Source organism: Paracoccus sediminicola, from assembly GCF_027912835.1.
GTDB lineage: Bacteria > Pseudomonadota > Alphaproteobacteria > Rhodobacterales > Rhodobacteraceae > Paracoccus > Paracoccus sediminicola.
Map to the genome: position 1 here is coordinate 336195 of NZ_CP115768.1, position 21432 is coordinate 357626.

The 21432-nt window shown below is 65.3% G+C and carries 24 protein-coding genes; 20 read left to right on the forward strand and 4 right to left on the reverse strand.

The annotated features are described in order from the left end of the window. The first annotated feature begins 18 nt into the window (after positions 1-18). From sctJ to PAF18_RS01710, 10 genes are read left to right on the forward strand one after another with little or no spacing between them, the layout of a single operon-like run. The gene (sctJ, locus tag PAF18_RS01665) at positions 19-813 is read left to right on the forward strand and encodes a type III secretion system inner membrane ring lipoprotein SctJ (RefSeq protein ID WP_271116912.1); all 795 of its coding nucleotides are present in this window, start codon (positions 19-21) and stop codon (positions 811-813) included. Continuing rightward, positions 810-1463: a hypothetical protein gene (locus PAF18_RS01670; RefSeq protein WP_271116913.1), complete on the forward strand. Its 654-nt coding sequence runs from the start codon at positions 810-812 to the stop codon at positions 1461-1463. The genes sctJ and PAF18_RS01670 overlap by 4 nt, the downstream gene beginning before the upstream one ends. After that, positions 1460-2053 carry a hypothetical protein gene (locus PAF18_RS01675; RefSeq protein ID WP_271116914.1) on the forward strand — a complete coding sequence of 198 codons (594 nt, stop codon included), beginning with the start codon at positions 1460-1462 and terminating at the stop codon, positions 2051-2053. Before PAF18_RS01670 ends, PAF18_RS01675 begins: the two co-directional genes overlap by 4 nt. Continuing rightward, positions 2050-3378: a FliI/YscN family ATPase gene (locus tag PAF18_RS01680; protein WP_271116915.1), complete on the forward strand. Its 1329-nt coding sequence runs from the start codon at positions 2050-2052 to the stop codon at positions 3376-3378. The genes PAF18_RS01675 and PAF18_RS01680 overlap by 4 nt, the downstream gene beginning before the upstream one ends. Next, positions 3375-3890, forward strand: coding sequence for a hypothetical protein (locus PAF18_RS01685; RefSeq protein ID WP_271116916.1), 516 nt, complete (start codon positions 3375-3377; stop codon positions 3888-3890). Before PAF18_RS01680 ends, PAF18_RS01685 begins: the two co-directional genes overlap by 4 nt. Next, positions 3887-5116, forward strand: a complete 1230-nt coding sequence (locus PAF18_RS01690; protein ID WP_271116917.1) for a FliM/FliN family flagellar motor switch protein — start codon at positions 3887-3889, stop codon at positions 5114-5116. The genes PAF18_RS01685 and PAF18_RS01690 overlap by 4 nt, the downstream gene beginning before the upstream one ends. Positions 5117-5124: 8 nt before the next feature. Then, positions 5125-5778, forward strand: coding sequence for a type III secretion system export apparatus subunit SctR (gene sctR / locus PAF18_RS01695; protein WP_271116918.1), 654 nt, complete (start codon positions 5125-5127; stop codon positions 5776-5778). Between the two features lie 2 nt (positions 5779-5780). Next, complete coding sequence (gene sctS / locus PAF18_RS01700) at positions 5781-6035, forward strand: type III secretion system export apparatus subunit SctS (protein ID WP_271116919.1); 255 nt, start codon at positions 5781-5783, stop codon at positions 6033-6035. Next, entirely contained in the window at positions 6032-6859 is an 828-nt protein-coding gene (locus PAF18_RS01705; RefSeq protein WP_271116920.1) for an EscT/YscT/HrcT family type III secretion system export apparatus protein, read from the forward strand. Before sctS ends, PAF18_RS01705 begins: the two co-directional genes overlap by 4 nt. Continuing rightward, positions 6852-7883 (forward strand): EscU/YscU/HrcU family type III secretion system export apparatus switch protein, encoded by a 1032-nt coding sequence (locus tag PAF18_RS01710; protein WP_271116921.1) that lies wholly within the window; start codon positions 6852-6854, stop codon positions 7881-7883. The genes PAF18_RS01705 and PAF18_RS01710 overlap by 8 nt, the downstream gene beginning before the upstream one ends. Before the next feature lie 129 nt (positions 7884-8012). Here PAF18_RS01710 and PAF18_RS01715 read toward each other — a convergent pair whose 3' ends face one another. Next, positions 8013-9083, reverse strand: a complete 1071-nt coding sequence (locus PAF18_RS01715; RefSeq protein WP_271116922.1) for a hypothetical protein — start codon at positions 9081-9083, stop codon at positions 8013-8015. A 261-nt stretch (positions 9084-9344) separates the two neighbouring features. Here PAF18_RS01715 and PAF18_RS01720 point away from each other — a divergent pair, with 261 nt between their 5' ends. The 8 genes from PAF18_RS01720 to PAF18_RS01755 all read left to right on the forward strand — a co-directional run bounded on the left by PAF18_RS01720 (position 9345) and on the right by PAF18_RS01755 (position 15451). Then, positions 9345-9605, forward strand: a complete 261-nt coding sequence (locus PAF18_RS01720; protein ID WP_271116923.1) for an EscE/YscE/SsaE family type III secretion system needle protein co-chaperone — start codon at positions 9345-9347, stop codon at positions 9603-9605. A gap of 15 nt (positions 9606-9620) precedes the next feature. Further along, the gene (locus tag PAF18_RS01725) at positions 9621-9776 is read left to right on the forward strand and encodes a hypothetical protein (RefSeq protein ID WP_271116924.1); all 156 of its coding nucleotides are present in this window, start codon (positions 9621-9623) and stop codon (positions 9774-9776) included. A 111-nt stretch (positions 9777-9887) separates the two neighbouring features. Next, positions 9888-10865, forward strand: coding sequence for a SctD/MshK family protein (locus tag PAF18_RS01730; RefSeq protein WP_271116925.1), 978 nt, complete (start codon positions 9888-9890; stop codon positions 10863-10865). Between the two features lie 5 nt (positions 10866-10870). Further along, entirely contained in the window at positions 10871-11221 is a 351-nt protein-coding gene (locus tag PAF18_RS01735) for a hypothetical protein (protein WP_271116926.1), read from the forward strand. 15 nt (positions 11222-11236) lie between these two features. After that, positions 11237-11746: a tetratricopeptide repeat protein gene (locus tag PAF18_RS01740; RefSeq protein WP_271116927.1), complete on the forward strand. Its 510-nt coding sequence runs from the start codon at positions 11237-11239 to the stop codon at positions 11744-11746. Further along, on the forward strand, positions 11743-13797 hold the full coding sequence (gene sctV / locus PAF18_RS01745; RefSeq protein ID WP_271116928.1) for a type III secretion system export apparatus subunit SctV: 2055 nt from the start codon (positions 11743-11745) through the stop codon (positions 13795-13797). Before PAF18_RS01740 ends, sctV begins: the two co-directional genes overlap by 4 nt. After that, complete coding sequence (locus tag PAF18_RS01750) at positions 13794-15035, forward strand: type II and III secretion system protein family protein (protein ID WP_271116929.1); 1242 nt, start codon at positions 13794-13796, stop codon at positions 15033-15035. Before sctV ends, PAF18_RS01750 begins: the two co-directional genes overlap by 4 nt. Then, positions 15032-15451, forward strand: coding sequence for a hypothetical protein (locus PAF18_RS01755; protein WP_271116930.1), 420 nt, complete (start codon positions 15032-15034; stop codon positions 15449-15451). Before PAF18_RS01750 ends, PAF18_RS01755 begins: the two co-directional genes overlap by 4 nt. A 46-nt stretch (positions 15452-15497) precedes the next feature. On the opposite strand, the gene PAF18_RS01760 is transcribed toward PAF18_RS01755, so the two are convergent. Beyond that, positions 15498-16241 carry a tetratricopeptide repeat protein gene (locus PAF18_RS01760; protein WP_271116931.1) on the reverse strand — a complete coding sequence of 248 codons (744 nt, stop codon included), beginning with the start codon at positions 16239-16241 and terminating at the stop codon, positions 15498-15500. 572 nt (positions 16242-16813) lie between these two features. On the opposite strand from PAF18_RS01760, the gene PAF18_RS01765 reads away from it, so the two are divergent. After that, the gene (locus tag PAF18_RS01765; protein WP_271116932.1) at positions 16814-18397 is read left to right on the forward strand and encodes an alkaline phosphatase; all 1584 of its coding nucleotides are present in this window, start codon (positions 16814-16816) and stop codon (positions 18395-18397) included. A 101-nt stretch (positions 18398-18498) separates the two neighbouring features. On the opposite strand, the gene PAF18_RS01770 is transcribed toward PAF18_RS01765, so the two are convergent. Next, positions 18499-19053, reverse strand: coding sequence for a hypothetical protein (locus PAF18_RS01770; RefSeq protein ID WP_271116933.1), 555 nt, complete (start codon positions 19051-19053; stop codon positions 18499-18501). A 99-nt stretch (positions 19054-19152) separates the two neighbouring features. Between PAF18_RS01770 and moaA the strand changes: the two genes are divergently transcribed. Further along, on the forward strand, positions 19153-20157 hold the full coding sequence (gene moaA, locus PAF18_RS01775) for a GTP 3',8-cyclase MoaA (RefSeq protein WP_353620697.1): 1005 nt from the start codon (positions 19153-19155) through the stop codon (positions 20155-20157). Between the two features lie 36 nt (positions 20158-20193). On the opposite strand, the gene PAF18_RS01780 is transcribed toward moaA, so the two are convergent. After that, positions 20194-21360, reverse strand: coding sequence for a M20 aminoacylase family protein (locus PAF18_RS01780; protein WP_271116935.1), 1167 nt, complete (start codon positions 21358-21360; stop codon positions 20194-20196). Between the last annotated feature and the right edge of the window lie 72 nt (positions 21361-21432).

A 21432-nucleotide genomic window follows, 5' to 3' on the forward strand; every position in this document is an offset into this window, starting at 1 on the left:
CTCAGCCGGGTCACTGTGATGCGTATATATCGTTTTCTCATCGCATTCTGTGCGATGCTCGCCCTCGCGGGCTGCAAGGCCGAACTCTATACCGGGCTCACCGAGCGCGAGGCGAATGAAATGGTCGCGGCGCTGATGGGGGCCGGCATCCCCGCATCTAAGACGGGTGGGGCCGAAGGTGTCGCGGTCTCGGTAGATGAGGCGCGTTTCCCCGAAGCGATGGCTCTGCTGGACAAGCGCGGCCTGCCAGCGCGCCAATACGAGAGCATGGGCGAGGTGTTCGAGAAAGAGGGGCTCGTGTCTTCTCCAACCGAGGAACGTGCCCGGCTGATCTATGCGCTGAGCGAGGAGCTTTCCCGAACCGTGGCCGAAATCGACGGGGTGCTGTCGGCGCGGATCCATGTCGTGCTGCCGGAATCGGACATGCTTGGCCGTGACGTAAAGCCATCCTCGGCGTCGGTCTTCGTGCGCTATGCGGCGGATACGAATGTTCAGGACTACGCCTCGCAGATCAAGTTGCTGGTGGCGAATTCCATCGAGGGTCTGCTCTACGACAATATCACCGTAGTCATGGTGCCCGCGGCCGCGGATGCCGAAGAGGCCGCGCCGGTCGAATTCGCCAATGTGCTCGGGATCTGGACCCATCCGGGCTCTGAGCAGCGCCTTTGGCTGACGCTCGGCGGGCTGGCGGCGGCTGTGTTGGCGCTGGCGGCGGGGCTGGGACTGATGCTGTGGCGCGGCAGCCGAAAACCGCGCCGGTCCGCGACATCGCCGGTCCTGACAGACGATCTTGGCGAGGAGGCAGGGCCATGAGCGCCGGCGCGTCCCGCACCGATCCGGCGCAGGGCGCAGCAGCGCAGAGACGGGCGCGGCTGATGGCAGCGCGTGCGGTGAGGACGCATCCCGGGTTGTCGGCGAAGGGCCGTCTGGCCGGACGTCTGGGCCAGGATCTGGCCCCGTTGAATATAGATGATACTTATGATGCCTCGGGTCTTGATCTGGTTCTGGACCGCGACCTTGCGGCGCGCGTCTTCGAAGCTGCCGCGGCGGCTTTGATGGCGACGCGGCTGTCGCGGCTCATCACCTCTGATGCGCTGGCCGGTTCGGGTATTTCGGCCGAGGCGCGCGGCTTTGCGCTGCGGCACCGGGCGTTGTCCCTGCCCGACGACGACACCCTTCCGGATCATGCGAAACTTGTGGGTCAGCTGGCGGCACTGTGGGCGTCAACTCTGCCCGAGCCCTTTGCGGCGGAATATGGCGGCGGCGCGTCCCTGCCTGAGATGCCGACAGCGAAGCCCGGCTCCGCTCCGGCGCCGCGTAAGCGCCGATTCCGCCTGCGCCGCGCGCCGCAAGTCGTGCTGGGTTCGCATGGCGCCGCGCGGCAGGAGAACCGCTTTCTTGCCGCGCTGAATGCCGCGATTGAGGCCCTCTCTGGGTCTGCGCGCGGGGAAGTTGCCGCATGAGCCGTTCGCGCATTCTCAGCCGCGATGAGGTGGGCCGGCTGCGCGCGGCTGACCGCATCCTGCGTGACGCAGAACGGGCCGAACGGGAAAGCCGCGAACACAGCGCGAAGCTGGAACAGGATATCGTCAGCGAGGCCCGGCTGAAGGCGATGCGAGAATCGGCCAGGACCGCAGCCAGCCTGATTGCGCGGGCTGAAGAGGCCGCCGAGGCACGGCTGCGCGATCTGGAACCCGAGCTGGCGCGGCTGGTGGCGCAGACCGTGCGCAGCATTCTCGGCGATTTCGAGCCGGAAGAGGCCAGCTATCTTGCCGCGCGGCAGGCTCTGTCGAAACTGCGCGACCATCGGCGCGGTCGCATCTTCGCGGCGCCGGAGATGGCGGGGCCGGTGGGTCGCGCCGTGGACGATCTGGGCGAGAACGGCCCCGAGATCCTGTCGGTGATCCCCGATCCCGCGATGGAGCGCGGCAGCGCCGTACTGAGCAGCGACCGGGGCAGCACAGAAATCGGGCTGGACAGGCTGACGGCACAGGCGCTTTCGCCTTGGGAACGCAGCAATGCAACAGGCGGCCAGGATGGGGACGGATCATGACCGAGATCGCCGCCAACCCGCTGTTGGATCAGCTTCGCGCCCGCGCCAGCCGGATCGAAGCGGTCGAGTTGCGTGGCCGGGTCACGCGCATTCTCGGCTGCGTGGTTCATGCCCGGATGGCCGATGGGCGCGTGGGCGAGGAATGTCTGCTGCGCGATCCGGTCAGCCGGGTCGAGATCACCGCCGAGATCATCGGCTTCGACGGCGAAGAGGCGATTCTCGCGCCGTCGGGCGATGTGCGTGGTCTGTCGTCGCGCACCGAAGTGTTGCCGACCCGCGCCGAACCGCTGGGGCCCGCCGGGCCGGAGCTTCTGGGCCGCGTGGTGGATGGGTTCGGCCGTCCCCTCGATGACGGCGCGGCAATCAAGGGCTCGGCGTCGCTGAACGCGGCCCCGCCGGGGCCATTGCAGCGGCCTGTGATCGACCGGCCCTTCGCGACCGGGGTGCGCGCCATAGACGGGCTGTTGACCATGGGAGAGGGGCAGCGCATGGGCGTTTTCGGCGCCGCCGGTGTCGGGAAATCGACCTTGCTGTCGCAGATCATCCGGGGTGCGGATGCCGATGCCATCGTGCTCGGACTGATCGGCGAGCGGGGGCGGGAGGTGGCCGAGTTTCTGGAACGCGATCTCGGCCCCGAGGGGCGCAAGCGGGCAGCGGTGTTCGTCGCCACCTCGGATCGGCCCGCCACGGAACGGCTGCGCGCCACGCTGGCAGCGACGGCCTGCGCCGAAGATCTGCGCCGGCGCGGCAAACGCGTGCTGCTGTTGATCGACAGCATCACCCGTGTCGCCCGCGCGCTGCGGGAAATCGGGCTCGCCGCTGGTGAGCCTCCGGTCAGGCGCGGCTTCCCACCGTCGGTCTTTGCCGCGCTGCCGCGCCTGGTGGAACGACCCGGACGGACGCGCGATGGGGTGATCACCGCCATCTATACGATCCTGGTCGAGGGCGACGATGACGATGCCGATCCCGTCGCGGACGAAATGCGCAGCCTGTTGGACGGCCATATCATCCTGTCACGCAATATGGCCGCGCAGGGGCATTACCCTGCCATCGATGTGCTGCGCAGCAAGAGCCGGATCATGGGGGCCGTCTCTGCACCCGATCAGATGAGCCAGAGCCAGCGCATCGCCGCGCGGCTGGCGAAGCTGAACGAGATCGAGATCCTTGTGCAGGTCGGGGAATATCGCGCCGGCGCCGATCCCCTGGCCGACGAGGCGCTGAAGATGCGCGCCCAGACCGAAGCCTTCCTGCGTCAGGGCAGCGATGAGCGCAGCTCGCGCGACGAGACGCTCGGGGCGCTCGCGGCTCTGGTGAGTGAGCCATGACACAGCGTCTGTATCAGGTCGACCGGCTGGTGCAGCTTGCCGAGCTGCGTGAAGAGGCAGCGCGGCGCGGGGTGGCGGCGGCGCTGCATGCCCTGTCGGAGCAGCGGTCCGAGAAGCGTCGGGCCGAGGCGGCGCTGGCGGCGCTGTCCCGCGAACAGGCCGAGCGGCGCGCGGCATTGCGCGATCCGCTTATCGGTTCGGCGCAGCTGCGCGGAGCGCTGTCATCGGTGCTGACCACATTCGAGGCGGATCGCGACCGCGAGGCGCAGGCGCAGGCGGCGATTGCCGCCGCCGCTCAGGCGATCACCGCCGCCGAAAAAGAGCTCGACGAGGCCCGAACGTCCCTGCTGCGTGCATGCCGTCTGTCGGAAAAGCGCCGCCGGATGCGCGCGCCCATTGCCGAAGCCATTGCGCGGCAGCGTGAACGGCGCGAGGAGGCCGAGGCCGAAGAAACCCGCATGATCCGTCGTGTCACGAGCGCAGCCGCCATGCTGGATGAGAACGCGCGATGAGAGATTCCGGGCTCGATACGCAGGCGCTGACCGGGCGGCTGGTGCTCTCTGGTCCAGCTTCGGGAGTGGCTGAGGGCGACGCGCCGCGGCAGGCGGTTCTCGCGCGGCGCCGGCTTGGCCGCGAGCAGGCTGATGTTCAGAACCTGCTCTGCCGTCATCGCGGGCCAGTCACGCTGCGCGCCGGCGGCGTGGCCTTGCAGGCCTGGCTCGCCGCGCCGATTAACATGCCTGCGGGCGGGGTCTGGCTGGGGCTGGAGATCGACAGTTATCCCGCGCGGATCGGTCTGTCCTGGGGCCACGCGCGCCGCCTGACCGGGCTGCCGCTGGAAAGCGCCGACCCCGGCGACGCCGCGCTGCTGATCGAAGAGGCGTTGTCGGGCTGGCTGGACGATGTCGAGGATCAGACCAGCCTGTCATTGCGGCTGACGCGGCTGTCCGCCGAGGCCCCTGACGACACCATGTTGCGCTTCAGCCTCCGGGCCGAGCTGCGCAGCCGCAGCGCGCCGGCGCCACAGCGACTGAACCTGCCGCTGGCGCTTTCTGCCGAGGCCGGGCGCAGCTTTGCCGCCGCGCTGACGCGCTGGAACCGGCCCCGCGGCATCCCCGGCGGAGTTTTCCTGAAGGTCAGCGCCGAGATCGATTCAATGCGGCTGAGTATGCAAGAGCTGCGCTCTCTCGTGCCAGGCGATGCGCTTGTCCTGCCGGATCTGCCGCAGGCTGGTCATGTGCTGATCGAATCGCAGCTGATCGCCCCGGCAATGCCGGGCTCTGACGGGCCGTTGCCCGATCGCTGGGTGCTGCAATCCGGCTTTGCGCCGCGCGCGCCTTTTTCCCTGATCTCAAGTGACGAGTCGAAAATCACGATGTCCGATGATACGCCGAAAGACCCCGCCGCCGAGACCGCGCCTCGCACTGACGAGAAGCAGGCCGAGGGGCGGAATGACGAGACTGAAACGAGCGCGGCGAAACCTCCGCGCCAGCCCGAGCCCGAACAGCCCTCGACGCTCGATGCGGTCGAGATGCGGCTGTCGTTCCGATTGGGCGAGACGCTCATGTCGGTTGCGGATCTGCGCAAGGCCGGGCCGGGGACGGTGGTGACGCTGGATCGCCCGGACGGAGCGGTTGTCGATATTCTCGCCAATGGCCAGCTCATCGGCACCGGCGAGGTGATCGCCGTCGCCGGGCAGCGCGCGGTCGAGATCCGCAGCCTCTTCGGCGACGACTGACGCGCGATATGGAAAGCCCGTTTCCGCTTCTGATCGCCGCCACGGGGCTGATGATCGTCCCGTTTCTGGTCGTCAGCCTGACGGCATTCGTAAAGATCGCCGTGGTGCTTTTTCTTGTGCGCAGCGCCCTTGGCGTGCAGCAGACGCCGCCGAATCTGGTGCTGTATGGCGTCACCATCGTGCTGACATCCTATGTCATGTCGCCGGTCCTGGCAGAATCCTTCGCCGCGATGACCAATAACGGCAACATGACCGCGCTGCCCGATCCGACGGAATGGCCCGGGATGTTGCAGCGCGGGCTGGAGCCGGTGCGCGAGTTCCTGCTGCGCTTCACGACGGACGAGGACAGGGCGTTCTTCCTCTCGGCTGCTGAGGAAATGCACGCCGACACCACGGTGACGCCCTCGGACAGCGACATCTTCATCCTCGCCCCGGCCTTTGTCACGGCCGAGCTGACCCGCGCATTCGAGATTGGCGTGCTGCTGTATCTGCCGTTCATCGTGGTCGATCTGGTCATCACCAATATCCTGACCGCGATGGGGATGATGATGGTCTCTCCGACGCTGATATCGTTGCCCTTCAAGGTGCTGCTCTTCGTCGCCGTTGATGGCTGGACGCGGCTGACCCACGGGCTGGTCATGAGCTATGTGCCGGGGGCCTGAGCATGAGACTGTATGATTCGCTCACCCAGGCGCTGATCCTGATCCTGCAATTGTCGCTGCCGGTCATCATCGCGGCGACCGCTGTCGGGCTGGTCATCGGGCTGGTGCAGGCGCTGACCCAGATCCAGGATCAGACCCTGCCCCACGCGCTGAAGCTGCTGGCGGTGGCGGGGGTCATCATCATCCTCGGCGGCGGGCTGGCCGCGCAGCTTGTGGCGTTCGCCGAGGACGTGTTCTCGCGGATCGCGACGGGATGACCGAACTTGCCGACACGTTGCCTGACAGCGTGACGCGGATTCTCGTGCTGCTCGCAGTGGTGGGCGCGCGGCCTATGGGCTTCGTGATGCTGCATCCGATCTTCGGGCGGTTCGGCATCAGCAGCGGCGTGCTGCGCGGCGCGGTCATCGTGGCGATGGTGGCGCCGGTGCTGCCCGGGGCCGCGGCGATGATTACGGCAGATCCGGGCATCGTCGCGCCCGCCGCGGTGCCGGGGCTGATCCTGGCCGAGCTGTTCATCGGCGCCTTGCTGGGTCTGATGACCGGAATCCCGTTCTGGGCAGCTTCGGCGGCGGGCGATCTGATCGACAACCAGCGAAGCGCTTCGATGGCGAATCTGATGGACCCGCAATCTTCGGGCGAGACCTCGGTGACGGGCACGCTGCTGTTTCTGACCTGCATTCTCGTTCTGGCGGCAGAGGGCGTGCTGTTTCCGACCATTTTCGGCCCCCTAATGGAGAGCTATCGCCTGTTTCCGGCGCTCTCCGGCCTGTCGCTGCCCGATCCGCGTCAGGGCGCGCTGGCGCTCGGCCTGCTGGATCAGCTTCTTCGCGCCGGGGTCATCATGGCGCTGCCGATCCTCATCCCGCTCCTGCTGACCGAGATCGTGGTCGCGATTGCCACGAAATACACCCAGCAGATCAATGCGATGTTCCTGTCGATGTCGATCAAGCAGGGCGTGAATGCGTTGCTGATGCTGGTCTATACGGTGCTGCTCGCCAGCTATGCGATGAGCCAGATCGGGCAGGGCCCGTTCGGAACCGAGGCGCTTGCACCCTTCCTGCGGGGCAGCGTCGATGAGTAACGAGACTTCGGAAGAAAAAAACCTTCCGCCGTCGCAGCACAAGCTGCGCAAGGCGCGCGAAAAGGGGCAGGTGGTGACCTCGAAAGAAGCGCTCGCCTCGGTCTCGATGGCTGCGGTGCTGATCTATCTGTTCATGCGCCGCGACGCGATCAGCGCGGATCTTCAAACGCTGTTCATGCTGGAGGAGGTCACCGATGCGGGATTTGCCGGGGCGCTCGCGGAAAAGGCGCGGATCTGTTTCAGGCTGGCGGTGGGGATCGTGCTGCCGATTCTCATCACCGTTGTCACCGTCTCGGTTCTGGGCGGGGTGGTGGTTTCGGGCGGGCCGGTCTTCTCGACCCATCCGCTGATCCCGGATTTCAACAAGATCAACCCGGCTGGCGGGTTTAAAAAGATCTTCGGGCGCCGCGCGATGATGGGGTTCCTGATGCATTGCGTTCGGCTGATCACGCTGTTGGTCGCACCGGCGCTGATTCTATGGGGCAGCTTCGGGGCTCTGATGGCGGCGCCGCCCTGCGGGCTGGGATGCATGGGCGAGGCGATACAGGCGATGCTGGTGCCGCTGCTCATCGCCTTGCTGACCATGTTGGTCGTGGCGATGTTGCTGGATTACCTCGTGCAGCGCTCGGAGTTCATGCGCGAACAGAAGATGTCGATCACCGAGTTCAAGCGTGAGCTGAAGGATCAGGATGGCGACCCGCTTCTGAAAGGCCAGATGCGTCAGGACCAGCGGGCGATGGTCGAGCGTCCCACCGGGCTGTCGCAGGCCACGGCGCTGATCCATGACGCACCGAACAGCGTCGTCGGGCTGCGCTATGTCGATGGGGACACCCCCGCGCCGCTCGTGGTGATCCGCGCGCGCGGCGGTGATTCGGTGAGTCGCATCTTGCGCGCAGCAGCGGCGAGGATCCGGATCAGCCACGATCCGGCAGCGGTGGCGGCGATTTCCGGCGTGGCGGTCGGCGATTATGTTGTCGAGGACGATCAGATCGAAGCGATTGCGCATTTCCTGCGGCCGGGCTGAGCCGAAGCTTGCAGCGGAATCTTCCTGCGTGCGTTGCTGCGCGAAACGGCGACCGATGACCAGAAAAAGCCCCACCCGGTGAGGGGCGGGGCCGTGATTGTCATGGGTTCAATGACCGGGTCGCCAGTATCAGCTATAGCTGTTCCAGCTGTTATAGCCCGAGTTGCTCGCCGAGGAGAGCAGCGAGTTGGTGAGCGTGGCGTAACCCAGCATCATCGCGAACTGCATGGTTTCCTGCGCCATGTCGACATAACGGCTGTTCTGGGCGTCGTCGGCGTTGTGGCTGCCGAAGCTGGTGTCGAACAGCGCGCCGACCTCGTAGCTCTCTACCGTGTCCTTGTCACCACGGCGCGACATGGAGCCGTCGGCCCGCTCGATCGCGCCGCCGCCCTGGGCGCCTTTGCCCTTGTCGCCGTTGCGCGCCTTGCCGTCGCCGTCGAAGGTCTGGCCGATCAGACCGTGGGGGCGCACGCCGTCCGACACCGCGTTGGCGGTATCGATATCCATGTTGATCATGTTGCCCTTGGTCTGGAATTCGACCTCCCACTCGCCTTTCTTGACGGTGATATCGTCGCCGTTCTTCTCGACATAGCCGCCGCCGCTCAGCCCGACGCGGTCGCCATCCTTCAGCGCCTGCCCGTTAACGATGACGGCGCCGCTCTTGTCGACCTCGACATAGTTGCTGCCGGCGGTGATTCCGGCCTTGCCGACCACGGTCGCGCCGCCATTCCCCCATTTCTCGAAGGTGCCGTTCATCTGGAAGCCGCGATCGGAGAGCAGGTTGTAGGTCTTGCCCGCCTCGCCCTGCACATCGTATTTGCCGCCATCGGCGCCGATGAAATGGGGGTCGCCCCAGATCCGCGCCGAGCCCGAGATGGCGGGCTGTTCGGTCTGTTCGGAGGCGTTCCAAAGCGATTCGCCGTCGAACCCTTTCGAGCCGTTCCACAGCGCGTCGTCGAGGAACGAGAACTCCCCCGCGCCGCTGGCGCTTCCGCTGCCTTCGCTGCCGCTTTCATTGCCGCCCAGCATCCGCGCGAGGCTTGCAAGCCCGGCAAATGCCATCAGCATGTCGAAGCCCTGCAGGCCAGAGTTCGACCCCGCGCCGCCAAAGAGGCCGCCAAACCCCCGCTGCGACTGGCATCCGGTCGTCCCGGAGCATTGAGGCGTGAAGTAATTGTAGGTGTTGCTGATGCTTGTCATCGTCATCCCTCTTTACGGTGGTTAACACTACTCAGTCGCCAGCGAGGCTTACTGTCCAGAAAGAATGTGACGATTTAGTGGCAGCGCCTTACCCTGCGCGGAAAGCTGCGTAACAAAACCGCACGACACGCGAGAATCTGCCAGTCGGAATAGTTGTTACTTATGCGCGATGATATTGTCTTGCCGCCGTCATAAATCTCGTCGAGCCTCCGGGTGAAGATGTCGTGCACCTCTGTACGGCATCCGTGAATGACGATCCGAATGGAGGAAGATGTGTCCGAACGTGCAATCGAGATCGTCGAGCTGGACAGGCGCTTTGGGAATGATCCTGACGGGGTCGAGCTGAAGCGCCTCACGGAACGGCTTGAGGCAGGTAAAGGGCGTGTGGTCCAGGAGATGGGCCGTGGGGTGAGCACTGACGAATATGCCCGGCTCTCCCTTCTCGCTCAGGCGTATGATGCTGGCATCGATGCGCTGCCGAAGCTGTGGGCATCCATCAATGAAGACCAAAACCCCTTGTAAAGAGAGAGTGCTACAATGCTGAATATCGGTTCCTCGCTCGCTGAGATGAAGAAGATGCAGGAAACGGCTCTGGCCACCCAGACCGAAATCAACAAGCAGCAGATGCTGTTCAACAGCGCCATGGCCGCGAAAGACGCGTCCAAGAAGGCCTGGGACAAGGTAAGCGGGTAAGTCTCCGTTGTCTTTCGGGCGCGGCTCCGGTCGCGCCCATTCCCGAATAATGCGTTTCGCGGTCCGGCCCGGCCGGATCGGGCGACGCGGTTAAGCGATGCGGTGTTACCCATGACCAGCCAAGCGAAGCCCTTTTTGCTGACAGTTCTCAGCGGCCCCAATGCCGGCGCCACCGCCCGCATTGCCTCGGGTCGCTTTTCCATTGGCGGCGGAGAAAGCGACCGGATCGTGCTCTCGGGTCTGCCGGCCGATCGTCTGGCGCTGCGCCTGACGGATGATCGCGTGCGGCTGCGCCCCGCAGGTGCCGAGATCCGTTACGAGGATCATCACAGCGGCGAGCTGCGGATTCTCCGGGCCGACAAGACCCATGAGGCCGAGTTGCCTGCGACGCTACGGCTCGATGCCGAAACGAGCATCCTGCTTTCGCGCACCGGCGCGCATGGTCCGGCAAAGCGTGGCCTGCGGGCCGGTGCCGGTGCTGCCGGGCTGGCGCTGGCGGCGGGGTTGTGGATCGGTGCGCAATTCGGCGGTCCGGCGACGCCGGCCAATGCCGCCTTCAGCGCGGTCGAGAGCGCCGATACAGCGATTGCGGCTGCCGGCACTCCGGGCGTGGCAGACGCTACCGCGGAAGATTTCGAAACGACGACAACCGGCGCCGCGCGGCTTGTCGCCACCTCGCCCCGGCTGAGCTGCGATGCGGAATGCGTCGAGGGGATTTCGACAGAATTCCGCGCCCGGATGCGCGATGCCGGGCTGACCGGTCTGACGCTGCGCGCCGAGGATGGTGTGCTGCGCGTCGATGGCACGATGTCGGCTGAACAAGCTGGCGTCTGGCGCGAATTGAGGGCGAAATTCGAAGCCGAGAACGGGCAGAGCCTGCCGCTTGTCGCCCAGATCAGCGAGGGTCAGCCCAAGCCGGTTCTGGCGATCGCCTCTGTCTGGCTGGGTCAGGATCCCGAGATCCGCACCCGAAGCGGCGATGTGCTGCGCGTCGGCGATCAGACGGGCGATGGCTGGACGGTCGAGGCGATCTCGCGCGGGGAGGTCGGTCTGGAGCGGGACGGCGAACAGATCAGCGTGCGGTTCTGAGCGTCATGGCCAACCAGATCACGCCCTTTCCGCCCACCCGCAGCCTTGCGCCAAGCCGGGCCGACCAGGCCCCGCGCCACAGCCCGGTTTCCGCCCCGCAACCCCCGCAACAGGGCGAGCCGCGTCGCAGCGAAGCGCCCGCCGAACGGCTTCAGGGCTTTGCTGCGATCATGCAGGACGGCCTGGGCCAGACGCGCCTGCCCAACGCGCTGGAGCTCGTCGCGGCGCTCGATGCCGCACGCGACCATGCGGCGATGGCGGATAAGGCCGTGCCGGGCCTGGGCAAGCTCGTCTCTGCGGTGATCGAGGACGAGTCGCGCAAGCTGGCCCGCTATCTCGACCTGCGTGGCGTCTAGCCGGATCGGAACGACGTGTCTCAGCTTCCTCAGTCCCTCCCCATAGATGCGCGCTATCTCGACGACGAGCTTTACGCCGATACGCCAGAGATCACCGATCTGAGCGGCTGGAGTTTCGACGACGCTGGCACCGGCTGGGCTGGGCGGGATGAAACGCTGCCGCGCGAACATGGGCGGACGCTTGCCGGGCTCGGGCTGGTCTATCTGCGTCATAACCATCCGGCGCGGGCGATGGTGCTGGGTCTTGCGGCAATGTCGATGGGCGATCTGCGCCCGGCCACAATCCTCATGGTCGGCGAGGCGATGCTGGCTGCGGGCGATCCCGAACAGGCGCTGAGCGTGCTGAGCCGGTTCGACCGCGATGACGGGCTGGAAGAGACGCCTAGCCAGGCCGAACGCGCGGCGCGGCATTATCTCGCGGCGCGAGTGCTCTATCGGCGCGGAAATATCGAGGCCGCGCAGGACGAAATGGCCATCGCGCGCAAGATCGCAGCAACCGGCGCATCGGCCGGAGACGCGCCATGAACCTCGTCACCGGGTTTCTGCGTCGCGTGACCGCCAGCCAGGACTTGGCGCTTGTGGTGCTGCTGATCCTGATCGTGTTCATGATCGTGCTGCCGCTGCCGACCTGGCTGATCGATCTGGCAATCGGCTTCAACCTGTCGCTTTCGGTGCTGATCCTCATCGTCGCGGTCTATCTGCGCAATCCCGTTTCGCTTTCGACGCTGCCGGCGATCCTTCTCTTTGCGACGCTGTTCAGGCTGGCCATCGGCATCTCGACCACGCGGATGATCCTGTTGCAGGCGGATGCCGGGCGCATCGTCGAGACCTTCGGGGAATTCGTGCTCGGCGGTTCGCTGGTGGTCGGCATCGTGGTGTTTCTCATCATCACCATCGTGCAGTTCATCGTCATCACCAAAGGATCCGAGCGTGTGGCCGAGGTCTCGGCGCGGTTCTCGCTCGACGCGCTGCCGGGGCGGCAGATGTCCATCGACAGCGACATGCGCGCGGGCGAGATCGACATGGCCGAGGCGCGACGCCGCCGCGAAGCATTGCAGATGGAAAGCGAATTCTACGGTGCCATGGACGGCGCGATGAAATTCGTGAAGGGCGACGCGATTGCCGGGCTGATCATCATTGCGGTGAATATTCTGGGCGGGCTTGGCGTCGGCGTCGGGCAGAACGGGATGAGTTTCCCCGACGCGCTGCAACTCTATTCGGTGCTGACCGTCGGTGACGGGATGGTCAGCCAGATCCCGGCGCTCATCATCGCGATCAGCTCGGGCATCGTCATCACCCGGATCACGCATGAGGGATCGTCGGATCTCGGCCGCGATATTGCCGCACAGATCGGTGGCAGCGCGCGCCCGCTCTATGTCGCCGCGGTCGTGTTGCTGGGTTTCGCCGCGATCCCGGGCTTCCCGACCCTGACCTTCATCGCACTTTCGGCGGCCTTCGCGGTGGCCGGGCTGCTCGCCTCGCGCCGCGCCCGTGCGAGCGACGAGGCCGCGCTGGAGGCCAATCAGGGCCGGGTGGAAACGCGGCAGGATCTGCTGATGGTGCCGATGCCGCCGGTGCAGCTTTCGGTCGGCTCGGGGATACTGGGCAGTGTCGAGCGCGGGGCATTCGAGGATGCCGCGCTGCGTGAGCGCACGCGGCTCTTCGACGAACTCGGCGTGCCATTTCCACGGCTTCAGCTTTCCGCCGATCCGGCGATGCCCGAGGATCGCTGGCAGTTGCGGGTCGAGAATGTGCCGGTGGCCGAAGGTCAGATGCCGGTGCGCAAATTGCGGCTGACCGATCAGCCCGATGCGGCGCGCATCGCCGGGGCGCCGGTCGAACGCGGAGGCGACGCAGCGGCGGATCTGCAAGGCTGGTGGTGCCCGCAGGATGCGGCGAACGATCTGCGCCGCGCCGGTATCCCGTTTCAGACCCCGTCCGACGCGCTTGTCCGCATGGTCGGCACCCGCCTGCCGCGTCATGCCGCCGAATTTCTCGGTGTGCAGGAGGTCAGCGCGCTGCTTTCCGCAACCGAGGCCCGCTATGCCAGCCTCGTCGCCGAGGCACAGAAGGCGCTGCCCTTGCAGAAGATCGCGGCAGTGCTGCGCCGTCTGGTGGAGGAGGAGATCCCGATCCGCAACATGCGGATCGTTCTGGAAACCATCGTGGACTGGGCCCCGCGCGAGAAAGACCCGGAACTTCTGGCCGAATATGTTCGCGCCGCGCTCGCCCGGCAGATCAGCTTCAAATATGCCGACGAGGATCGCCTCATCCCGGCCTATGTCGTCGAAGCGGATATCGAGGAAACGATTCGCGGCGCCATCCGTCAGGCGCCCTCCGGCGTCTATCTTGCGCTCGAGGCGCAGCAATCGCGCAAGCTTCTCGATACGCTGAAATCCGCGGTCGGCGATGTGTCCGGCCATGTCCGCCCACCGGTGTTTCTGTCCAGTATGGATATTCGCCGGTTCCTGCGCCGCTTCCTGGCCAATCACGACATCAACCTTGCGGTGATGTCGCACAAGGAAGTCGCGCCCAATTACAAGGTCCAACCTCTCGCCATGTTGACAATCAAATGAACCAGTTGATCCGTTTACCGCTTTCCCTGGCCCTCGGCGCCATTCTCGTCATGATGATGCTGACGACCGATGCCGTGGCCCAGACCCGCATGGTCATCACCGAAGGAGAGGGCCGCGCCATCGACCTTCCCGCCGGGACCGAGACGGTCTTCGTCGCCGATCCCAGCATCGCCGACGCGCAGGCCATGGCTCCCGGCTCGATCTATGTGACCGGGATGTCTTCGGGACGCACAAATCTCGTCTTGAGTGACATCAACAATAACCAGATCGGCACCTACACGATCGAGGTGCAGGCCGCTGGCGGCGGTGCCGGGGCATTGCTGGATGACGGTTTGTCGGCGCAGCAGCGCGAGAATGTCGTCATCATTTCGGGGAATGCGGGCAATGTGAACGCGGCGCGCTCAGTTGCGGCGGCGCAGGGCGCGTTCGAATCCCAAGGGCTCCAGGTGCAGGACCAGACCAGCTATAGCGGCGGCACGCAGGTTTCGCTGCGGGTGCGCTTTGTCGAGGCATCGCGCAACGATCTGCAACGGCTGGGTGTCAATCTTGCTGCGCTCGGATCGTCGTCCGGCGGGCCGCTGCGGGTGACCACGGGGCTGGCCGATCCGAGCGGCTTCATCGGCGGCGGCAGCGCGGGCGGGCCGGCCATCGGAGGCGCGGCGACGTCGGGCAGCTTCACCATCGACACGCTGATCGACGCGCTGGAAACACGCGGCGCGGTGCAAATCCTGTCCGAGCCGACGCTGACGACCACCTCTGGCACGCGGGCCAGCTTTCGCGCCGGGGGCGAGATCGCCTATCCGATCAATCAGGGCGACGGGGTGATCTCGGCCGGGTTCAAGGAATATGGCGTGTCCATCGATTTCACCCCGACCATCCTGCCCAATAATCGCATCGCCATCGAGGTTCAGCCCGAGGTGAGCTTTCTCGACGCCTCGAGCTCTGTCTCGGTCGAGGGGTTTCAGGTGCCGGGCGTCTCGGTGCGCCGGGCCGATACGACGGTCGAGGTGGCCAGCGGCCAGACCTTCGCGATTGCCGGGCTGTACGAACAATTCTCCGAAAACGAATCGCAGGGCGTGCCGGGCTTCGGCAATGTGCTTGGAAATAATTCCCGCACCCGGCGCGAGCGCGAGCTGATCATCTTCATCACGCCCTATCTCTCGGAAGCGCGTGACGTCGCGCAGCCACGTGCACAGCGCCGCGCGCCGCAAGCCAGCGTGGGGTTCATGACACGATGAAAAGGCTTATATTCCTTGCCCCGCTGATGCTCGCCGCCTGTGCCGAGCCGATGATCAAGGATTCGGATGTGATCCGGAATGCAGCCGATCCCGCCTATACCTATAGCGAGGGCGGCCAGATCATCCCCAGCTCATGCCTGGGCCGGGCCTCCAGCTATTCCGGCACGGCCTCGGCCTGTCAACGCGACGTGGCCTTTGCCCGGCAGGTGGTGAATCCGTCGGATCTCGTCGCGCCGCGTCCGGCCGGTCCGCCGCCAGCGGGGCCCGTGGGCCGCGCCGTTGATAGCTATGTCAATCCAGAGCCGCCGATCACCTCAGGGGTGCCGGATGTGCCGGGTTCTGCACCGACGGGACGGATGCTGACAGGGCAGGGCGGGGCGCCTTACGACCCATACGCGCCACAGATGCCATATTAGAGTGGTTTGGCGGCCGGATGGCTGCCGCCGCCCGTCGCGCATGATCTCAGCTTGCCAGCACGCCAAAGGCGTCCATGCCCTTGGTCCGGGCGCGGCGGCCAAGGGTCAGGATCTCGTTGATCTCATCCGATCCCAGCCCAAGCTGCGCGCCATCCTGCCGGGCGAAGGCGTCATAACCGGTCATGCCGCCGACAAGAACCAGATTTCGCCGATGCGAATAGGTCGAATCCGGCGCGAATGCGGCAGCGCGTGCGATCGCATAGGCTTCGGGATCGCCTGACAGCCCGCCGACAATCGCGATATTGGTGCGCACATCCAGATTGCGCGGCGCCGTCGCACTGGCGGCATCCAGAACCTGCCGCGCTTCCGAGAGCCTGTTCAGCCCTGCCAGCGCGCCAGCCCTTAGCAGGGTCGAGCGGATATCGGTGCCTCCGGCCTGCCGCACGGTCTCGAGCGCGCCGGAATAATCCCCGAGCGCGAGCTGGCCTTCGCCGAAGCCAAGCCGCGCCTGCCGATCCGTCGAATCGACGAGAAGCGCCTCGCGATAGGCCCCCATCGCCTCGCTCCAATTGCCGCTTTCCGCCTGCATGTCGCCGATATTGCGCAGCGCCGCCGAGTCGTTCGGATCGCGTTGAAGATCCCCGCGCAACTCGGCCAGCCGCTGCGTCGATGTGGTCAGCGCGGAAGGATCCTGCCCGAAATTCGGATCGGCACAGCCAGCCAGCGCGGTCAGGACGGCAAGAAGGGGCGCGTGGCGCGGGCGGACGAAACTGAAAACTGGATATGACATGACAAGACCCGGATTTTACTGCTTACTTGATAGTTGAGCCGCAGGCTTCTTTTCCACAGAATTATGACGTTTGGGAAACAGCCGAAGGCGGGACACCGCTATTCTGACAGGTCTTTCCGCGGTTTCTTGCCGATGCGGACCAAGTTGCGTGTGGTGGCAGTCAGGTCGTCGCGGGAAAGTTGTGAATGCATGATCCCGCCGCTGCGCCATATACATGCCGGGGAATCAGCGCGCCGCGTGCGGCAGCATCCATGCAGGCCAACTCACCAGAAGGCGCCGATCCGACTTGGCCTGTTCAAACCCTGCCACACGCCAGATCGGCCGGTTCAACGGGTTTCTTTTCGTCAAAGATAAACACGCGCGCGGCAGTTCGCGGTCGTCCGGGCAGCGCTCGCGCCCGGAAACATGCGGGACCGCAGGCCTCGGCGCGGCGGCAGCCTAACTTTCTGGACAGAAATGATTTTATCGGCTTCGCCTCGTGGCGCGTTCTTGTCACCCGAGCTCCGCAAAACTGTCAGACCGCTGTTACAGGGCGCTGCCATGTACCGCGTCGAACAACTCCGGAGACCGCCATGAATATCTCGAAATTCACCCTGTCCCTCGCCGGGATCTTCTTCGCCTCTACGGCGCTCGCCCAAATCGAGATCCGTCAGCAGGACGACCAGTGGTTCAGCGATGCGCAGAGCCGTATTGCCGAGCTGGAAGCAGTGCAGCCGAACACGGGCAAAGCCAAGAACGTCATTCTGTTCATCGCGGACGGCAATGGCGTCGGCACCAACTATGCGACGCGCCTGTTCGTCGGGCAGCAGGACGGCGGCAATGGCGAAGGCCATGTCCTGCCGCAGGAAGAATTCCCGAACCTCGCTCTGGTCAAGACCTATACCACCAACGGCCAGACCCCGGATTCCGCGCCTACCGCCAGCGCCATGAACAGCGGCATCAAGTCGCGCAACGGGACGATCAATGTCGGTGATGCGGGCGGTTATGACAATTGCGAAGGTGCGGCGAATGCTGGCCTGACAACCTTCTCGGAGATGGTGTCCGACATGGGCAAGTCCGTCGGCATCGTCTCGACCGCGCGGATTACCCACGCCACCCCGGCAGCGGTGTATGCCAAGACCACCAATCGCGACTGGGAGGACGACACCCAGCTTCCGGAGAACTGTGCCCAGAAGGATATCGCAGCGCAGCTTGTCGATGCAATCGACGCAGGAACGGTGGATTTCGTCATGGGCGGCGGTCGCCGCCATTTCCTGCCCAACGGCATCACCGATGAGGAAGGCGATGAGGGCCGCCGCACCGATGACCGGAACCTCATCGACGAAGTTCAGGAGAAGGGCTGGCAATATGTCTGGAACTCGGAGACCGCAGCCGGCATCAAGCCGGGTCAGCCGGTGCTGGGCCTCTTTGAATCCAGCCACATGCAGTATGAGGAAGACCGCGAGGATGAACCGAGCCTCGCCGAGATGACCTCGATGGCGATCGACAACCTGTCGGGCAACGAAGAGGGCTTTTATCTGCAGGTCGAAGCGGGCCGTGTCGATCACGCCAATCACGACGGCAATCTGCACCGCGCCGTCACCGATGGCGCTGCCTTCGCCGAAGCGATCGAGCAGGCCATCGCCAAGGTGGATCTCGAAGAAACGCTGGTCATCGTAACCGCCGACCACGAGCACGCCATCGCCTTCAATGGCTATTGCGGGATTGGCTCCCCGATCACCGGGCTTTGCTATAATGTCGACGACAATGGCAGCACGCATAGCGACGAGCCTGCTCAGGGTCTGGATGGCAAGCCCTATACCGTGGCAGGCTATCTGAACGGGGCCGGGTCGATCCTTAAGGAGATCGTGCCGGAGGATGATCCGAATGCTGCCGACGCGGAAGGCGATGGCGCGCAGCAGCCCGAGGCTTCGGCTGAGAGTGAGGCCGCGCAGCAGGGTCCGGCAGAGTTCTCGGGCTCGCGTCCCGATCTGACCCAGGATGAAGCGACCGATCCGGACTATATGCAGCAGGCGCTGATCCCGATGACCTCTGAAACCCATTCGGGCGAGGATGTCGCCCTGATGGCCGCCGGACCCTGGTCGCATCTGTTCCGGGGCGTGATCGAGCAGAACCTGATCTTCCACGTGATGAACAAGGCTGTCACCGCCGAGTAAGCGGGTCGCCGGAATTCGAGCGGGGCGGGACATTGCGATCCTGCCCCGTTTTCATGTCTAGCTACCAGCGCATCCCTGCGCCGATACCGCAGCCAGCGCGGTCAGTTCCGCCACACTTCCAGCTCGGGCAGATCGGTGACGGACAGTCCCAGCGTCTGCATCGCGGCCAGCGAGATCTGGCTGCCCGCGCCGCCGCCCGCGAGGGGCTGCAAATCGACATTTGCCGATTTGCCGTTTTCCGGGTTGACCACGCGCCCTTTCGCTGGGGCATCGACAAGCGGCGTTTTCAGCCAGAACCCGCCCTCGGTGGCGTCGCCCAATGATGCGACGGTGGTGCCGATAATTCCGCCACCGCTGGCCGGAGCCGCTGCCGCGGCTTTTTCCTCGGCGGTGGTCGTGTCCAGCGCGGCGACGGTCTGCGCGCCGCCCTGCAAGATAGCGCCCGCGGATTGCGAGGCACCCGCGGGCACGGCGGCTGAGGCCGGTGCAGCGTCGGCAGCGGGCTCGACATAACCGCCGGTCTCGCTGCCTGCCGCTTGCCCTTCGCGCGCCGCGGCCTGCTCGCGGGACACGATCCCGGTGCCGCCGGCGAGGCCGCAGGCGCTCATCATCATCGTTACCAGGCAAAGCGCCGTGGCGGTCTGGGTGCGGATCATGCTCGATTCCTCTCGATTTCCGCCGGAGGCTAGCGTCGCGCCGGGCGCGGCGCAATGGCCGCGCTTGAAGCGGGGCAGGGTTCGGCCTATCTCGGGAAGATGCAGCCGCAACCGCTCATTGACCCGTTCGCCCGCCCCATCACCTATCTCAGGGTGTCGGTTACCGATCGCTGCGATTTTCGCTGCACCTACTGCATGGCCGAACATATGCAGTTCCTGCCCAAGCGTGACCTGCTGTCGCTGGAAGAGCTTGACCGGCTGTGCACGGCCTTTGTCGGGCTGGGCGTGCGCAAGCTGCGCATTACCGGGGGTGAGCCGCTGGTCCGGCGCGACATCATGTCCTTTTTCCGCGCCGTGTCGCGTCATTTGGGTGATGGGCTGGACGAGCTGACGCTCACCACCAATGGCAGCCAACTCGCGCGTTTTGCCGGAGAACTGGCGGAAATCGGTGTGCGCCGGGTGAATGTGTCGCTCGACACGCTCGATCCGGAGAAATTCGCCCGCATCACCCGCTGGGGGCGTCTGCCGCAGGTGATGGCGGGGCTCGAAGCCGCAAAGTCCGCCGGGCTTCGCGTCAAGATCAACGCCGTGGCCCTGAAGGGCTTCAACGATTCCGAGCTGTTCGATCTGGTCGAATGGTGCGCGGCAGAAGATCACGACCTGACCTTCATCGAGGTCATGCCGATGGGCGACATGGGCGAAGAGGCGCGGCTGGATCAGTACTGGCCGCTGTCGGATCTGCGCGCGAGCCTTGCCGCGCGCTATACGCTCGTCGATCTGGCCGAGCGCACGGGCGGGCCGGCGCGCTATGTCAGGCTGGCAGAGACCGGCCAGAAGATCGGTTTCATCACCCCGCTGAGCCATAATTTCTGCGAAAGCTGCAACCGGGTCCGCGTCACCTGCACGGGCGAGCTGTTCATGTGCCTCGGTCAGGAGGATCGCGCCGATCTGCGCGCGCCCCTGCGTGCGTCACCTGATGACGGGCTGCTGACAGAGGCGATCCGCGCGGCGATTGCCCGCAAGCCCAAGGGCCATGATTTCGACTATTCCCGCCAGCGCGTCGCAGGCCAGATGAGCCGTCACATGAGCCATACCGGCGGCTGACAGCACCCCTTTGCCGGCGCAGCCTCGCGCAGCGTCTCAGGCGATGGGCATCCGCTGTTCCACGATCTCGGCCAGCCAGCTTGCCCCGAAGGGGATCGCGTCATCGGCAAAGCGGTATTCCGGATGATGCAGCATCGCCGTATCGCCGTTGCCGAGAAAGATATAAGCGCCGGGCCGCTCGTTGAGCATAAAGCTGAAATCCTCTCCGGCCATCATCGGGGCGACATCGGTATCGACATCGCCAGCGACGGCGCGGGCAACCTCGGCGGCGTGCCTCACGGGTTCGGCGTGATTGGACGTCACCGGATAGCCATAATGATAATCCAGTTCGGCCCGGGCACCGAACGCGGCGGCGGTGTTCTCGACCACGCGGGCAATCGCCTTGGCCTGAAGCTCGCGCACGCCGTCATCAAGGCTGCGGGCGGTGCCGCGGATCTTGACCACCTGTGGGATCACGTTATGCGCGGTAGAGTCGGTGCTCATCGTGCAGCACGACACGACCCCGCTTTTCAGCGGATCGACATTGCGCGACACCACCGATTGCAGCGCCACCACGATCTGCGAGGCGACAAGCAGCGTGTCGATGCACTCATCGGGCTTTGCGGCATGGCCGCCCTTGCCGGTGACGGTGATCTCGAATTCATCCGCAGCGGCCATGATGCCGCCCTCGCGGATGGCGAACTGTCCGACCGGAATGCCGGGCATATTGTGCAGCCCATAGAATTCCTGCACCGGCCAGCGTTCGAGAAGCCCATCCTCAAGCATGGTCCGCGCACCGGCGCCGCCTTCCTCGGCGGGCTGGAAGATCAGTATCGCGGTGCCGTCAAAATTCCGTGTTTCGGCCAGATATTTCGCCGCACCGAGCAGCATGGAGGTGTGGCCGTCATGTCCGCAGGCATGCATCTTGCCGGGCGCGGTCGAAGCGAATTCCAGCCCGGTTGCCTCGTGGATCGGCAGCGCGTCCATATCGGCGCGCAGCGCGATCATCCGTCCCGACGCGTCGTTGCGGCCCCGGATCACGGCCACAACTCCGCTGCGGCCGACCCCCTCGGTGACCTCGTCGGCACCGAATTCCCGCAACAGCTCGGCCACCCGGCCAGCGGTGCGATGCACATCGTAATCCAGCTCGGGATGGGCATGGAAATCATGGCGCCAGGCAGTGATCTCGGGCAACAGCTCGGCGAAGCGGTTCTTGACGGGCATGGAGTTCTCCTTTCTGCGCAGCTTGGCAAGCGGCGGCCCCGCGCGCAACTGTCTTGCCGGGCAGGGAACGCG

Coding starts and splice junctions, on each gene's coding strand:
- PAF18_RS01705 (WP_271116920.1), top strand. CDS start 6,032: ATGACCGAACTTGCCGACACGTTGCCTGACAGCGTGACGCGGATTCTC.
- PAF18_RS01710 (WP_271116921.1), top strand. CDS start 6,852: ATGAGTAACGAGACTTCGGAAGAAAAAAACCTTCCGCCGTCGCAGCAC.
- PAF18_RS01680 (WP_271116915.1), top strand. CDS start 2,050: ATGACCGAGATCGCCGCCAACCCGCTGTTGGATCAGCTTCGCGCCCGC.
- PAF18_RS01715 (WP_271116922.1), bottom strand. CDS start 9,083: ATGACAAGCATCAGCAACACCTACAATTACTTCACGCCTCAATGCTCC.
- sctV (WP_271116928.1), top strand. CDS start 11,743: ATGAACCTCGTCACCGGGTTTCTGCGTCGCGTGACCGCCAGCCAGGAC.
- sctR (WP_271116918.1), top strand. CDS start 5,125: ATGGAAAGCCCGTTTCCGCTTCTGATCGCCGCCACGGGGCTGATGATC.
- sctS (WP_271116919.1), top strand. CDS start 5,781: ATGAGACTGTATGATTCGCTCACCCAGGCGCTGATCCTGATCCTGCAA.
- PAF18_RS01770 (WP_271116933.1), bottom strand. CDS start 19,053: ATGATCCGCACCCAGACCGCCACGGCGCTTTGCCTGGTAACGATGATG.
- PAF18_RS01670 (WP_271116913.1), top strand. CDS start 810: ATGAGCGCCGGCGCGTCCCGCACCGATCCGGCGCAGGGCGCAGCAGCG.
- PAF18_RS01735 (WP_271116926.1), top strand. CDS start 10,871: ATGGCCAACCAGATCACGCCCTTTCCGCCCACCCGCAGCCTTGCGCCA.
- PAF18_RS01690 (WP_271116917.1), top strand. CDS start 3,887: ATGAGAGATTCCGGGCTCGATACGCAGGCGCTGACCGGGCGGCTGGTG.
- PAF18_RS01750 (WP_271116929.1), top strand. CDS start 13,794: ATGAACCAGTTGATCCGTTTACCGCTTTCCCTGGCCCTCGGCGCCATT.
- PAF18_RS01675 (WP_271116914.1), top strand. CDS start 1,460: ATGAGCCGTTCGCGCATTCTCAGCCGCGATGAGGTGGGCCGGCTGCGC.
- PAF18_RS01730 (WP_271116925.1), top strand. CDS start 9,888: ATGACCAGCCAAGCGAAGCCCTTTTTGCTGACAGTTCTCAGCGGCCCC.
- PAF18_RS01760 (WP_271116931.1), bottom strand. CDS start 16,241: ATGTCATATCCAGTTTTCAGTTTCGTCCGCCCGCGCCACGCGCCCCTT.
- sctJ (WP_271116912.1), top strand. CDS start 19: ATGCGTATATATCGTTTTCTCATCGCATTCTGTGCGATGCTCGCCCTC.
- PAF18_RS01765 (WP_271116932.1), top strand. CDS start 16,814: ATGAATATCTCGAAATTCACCCTGTCCCTCGCCGGGATCTTCTTCGCC.
- PAF18_RS01755 (WP_271116930.1), top strand. CDS start 15,032: ATGAAAAGGCTTATATTCCTTGCCCCGCTGATGCTCGCCGCCTGTGCC.
- moaA (WP_353620697.1), top strand. CDS start 19,153: ATGCAGCCGCAACCGCTCATTGACCCGTTCGCCCGCCCCATCACCTAT.
- PAF18_RS01725 (WP_271116924.1), top strand. CDS start 9,621: ATGCTGAATATCGGTTCCTCGCTCGCTGAGATGAAGAAGATGCAGGAA.
- PAF18_RS01780 (WP_271116935.1), bottom strand. CDS start 21,360: ATGCCCGTCAAGAACCGCTTCGCCGAGCTGTTGCCCGAGATCACTGCC.
- PAF18_RS01685 (WP_271116916.1), top strand. CDS start 3,375: ATGACACAGCGTCTGTATCAGGTCGACCGGCTGGTGCAGCTTGCCGAG.
- PAF18_RS01720 (WP_271116923.1), top strand. CDS start 9,345: ATGGAGGAAGATGTGTCCGAACGTGCAATCGAGATCGTCGAGCTGGAC.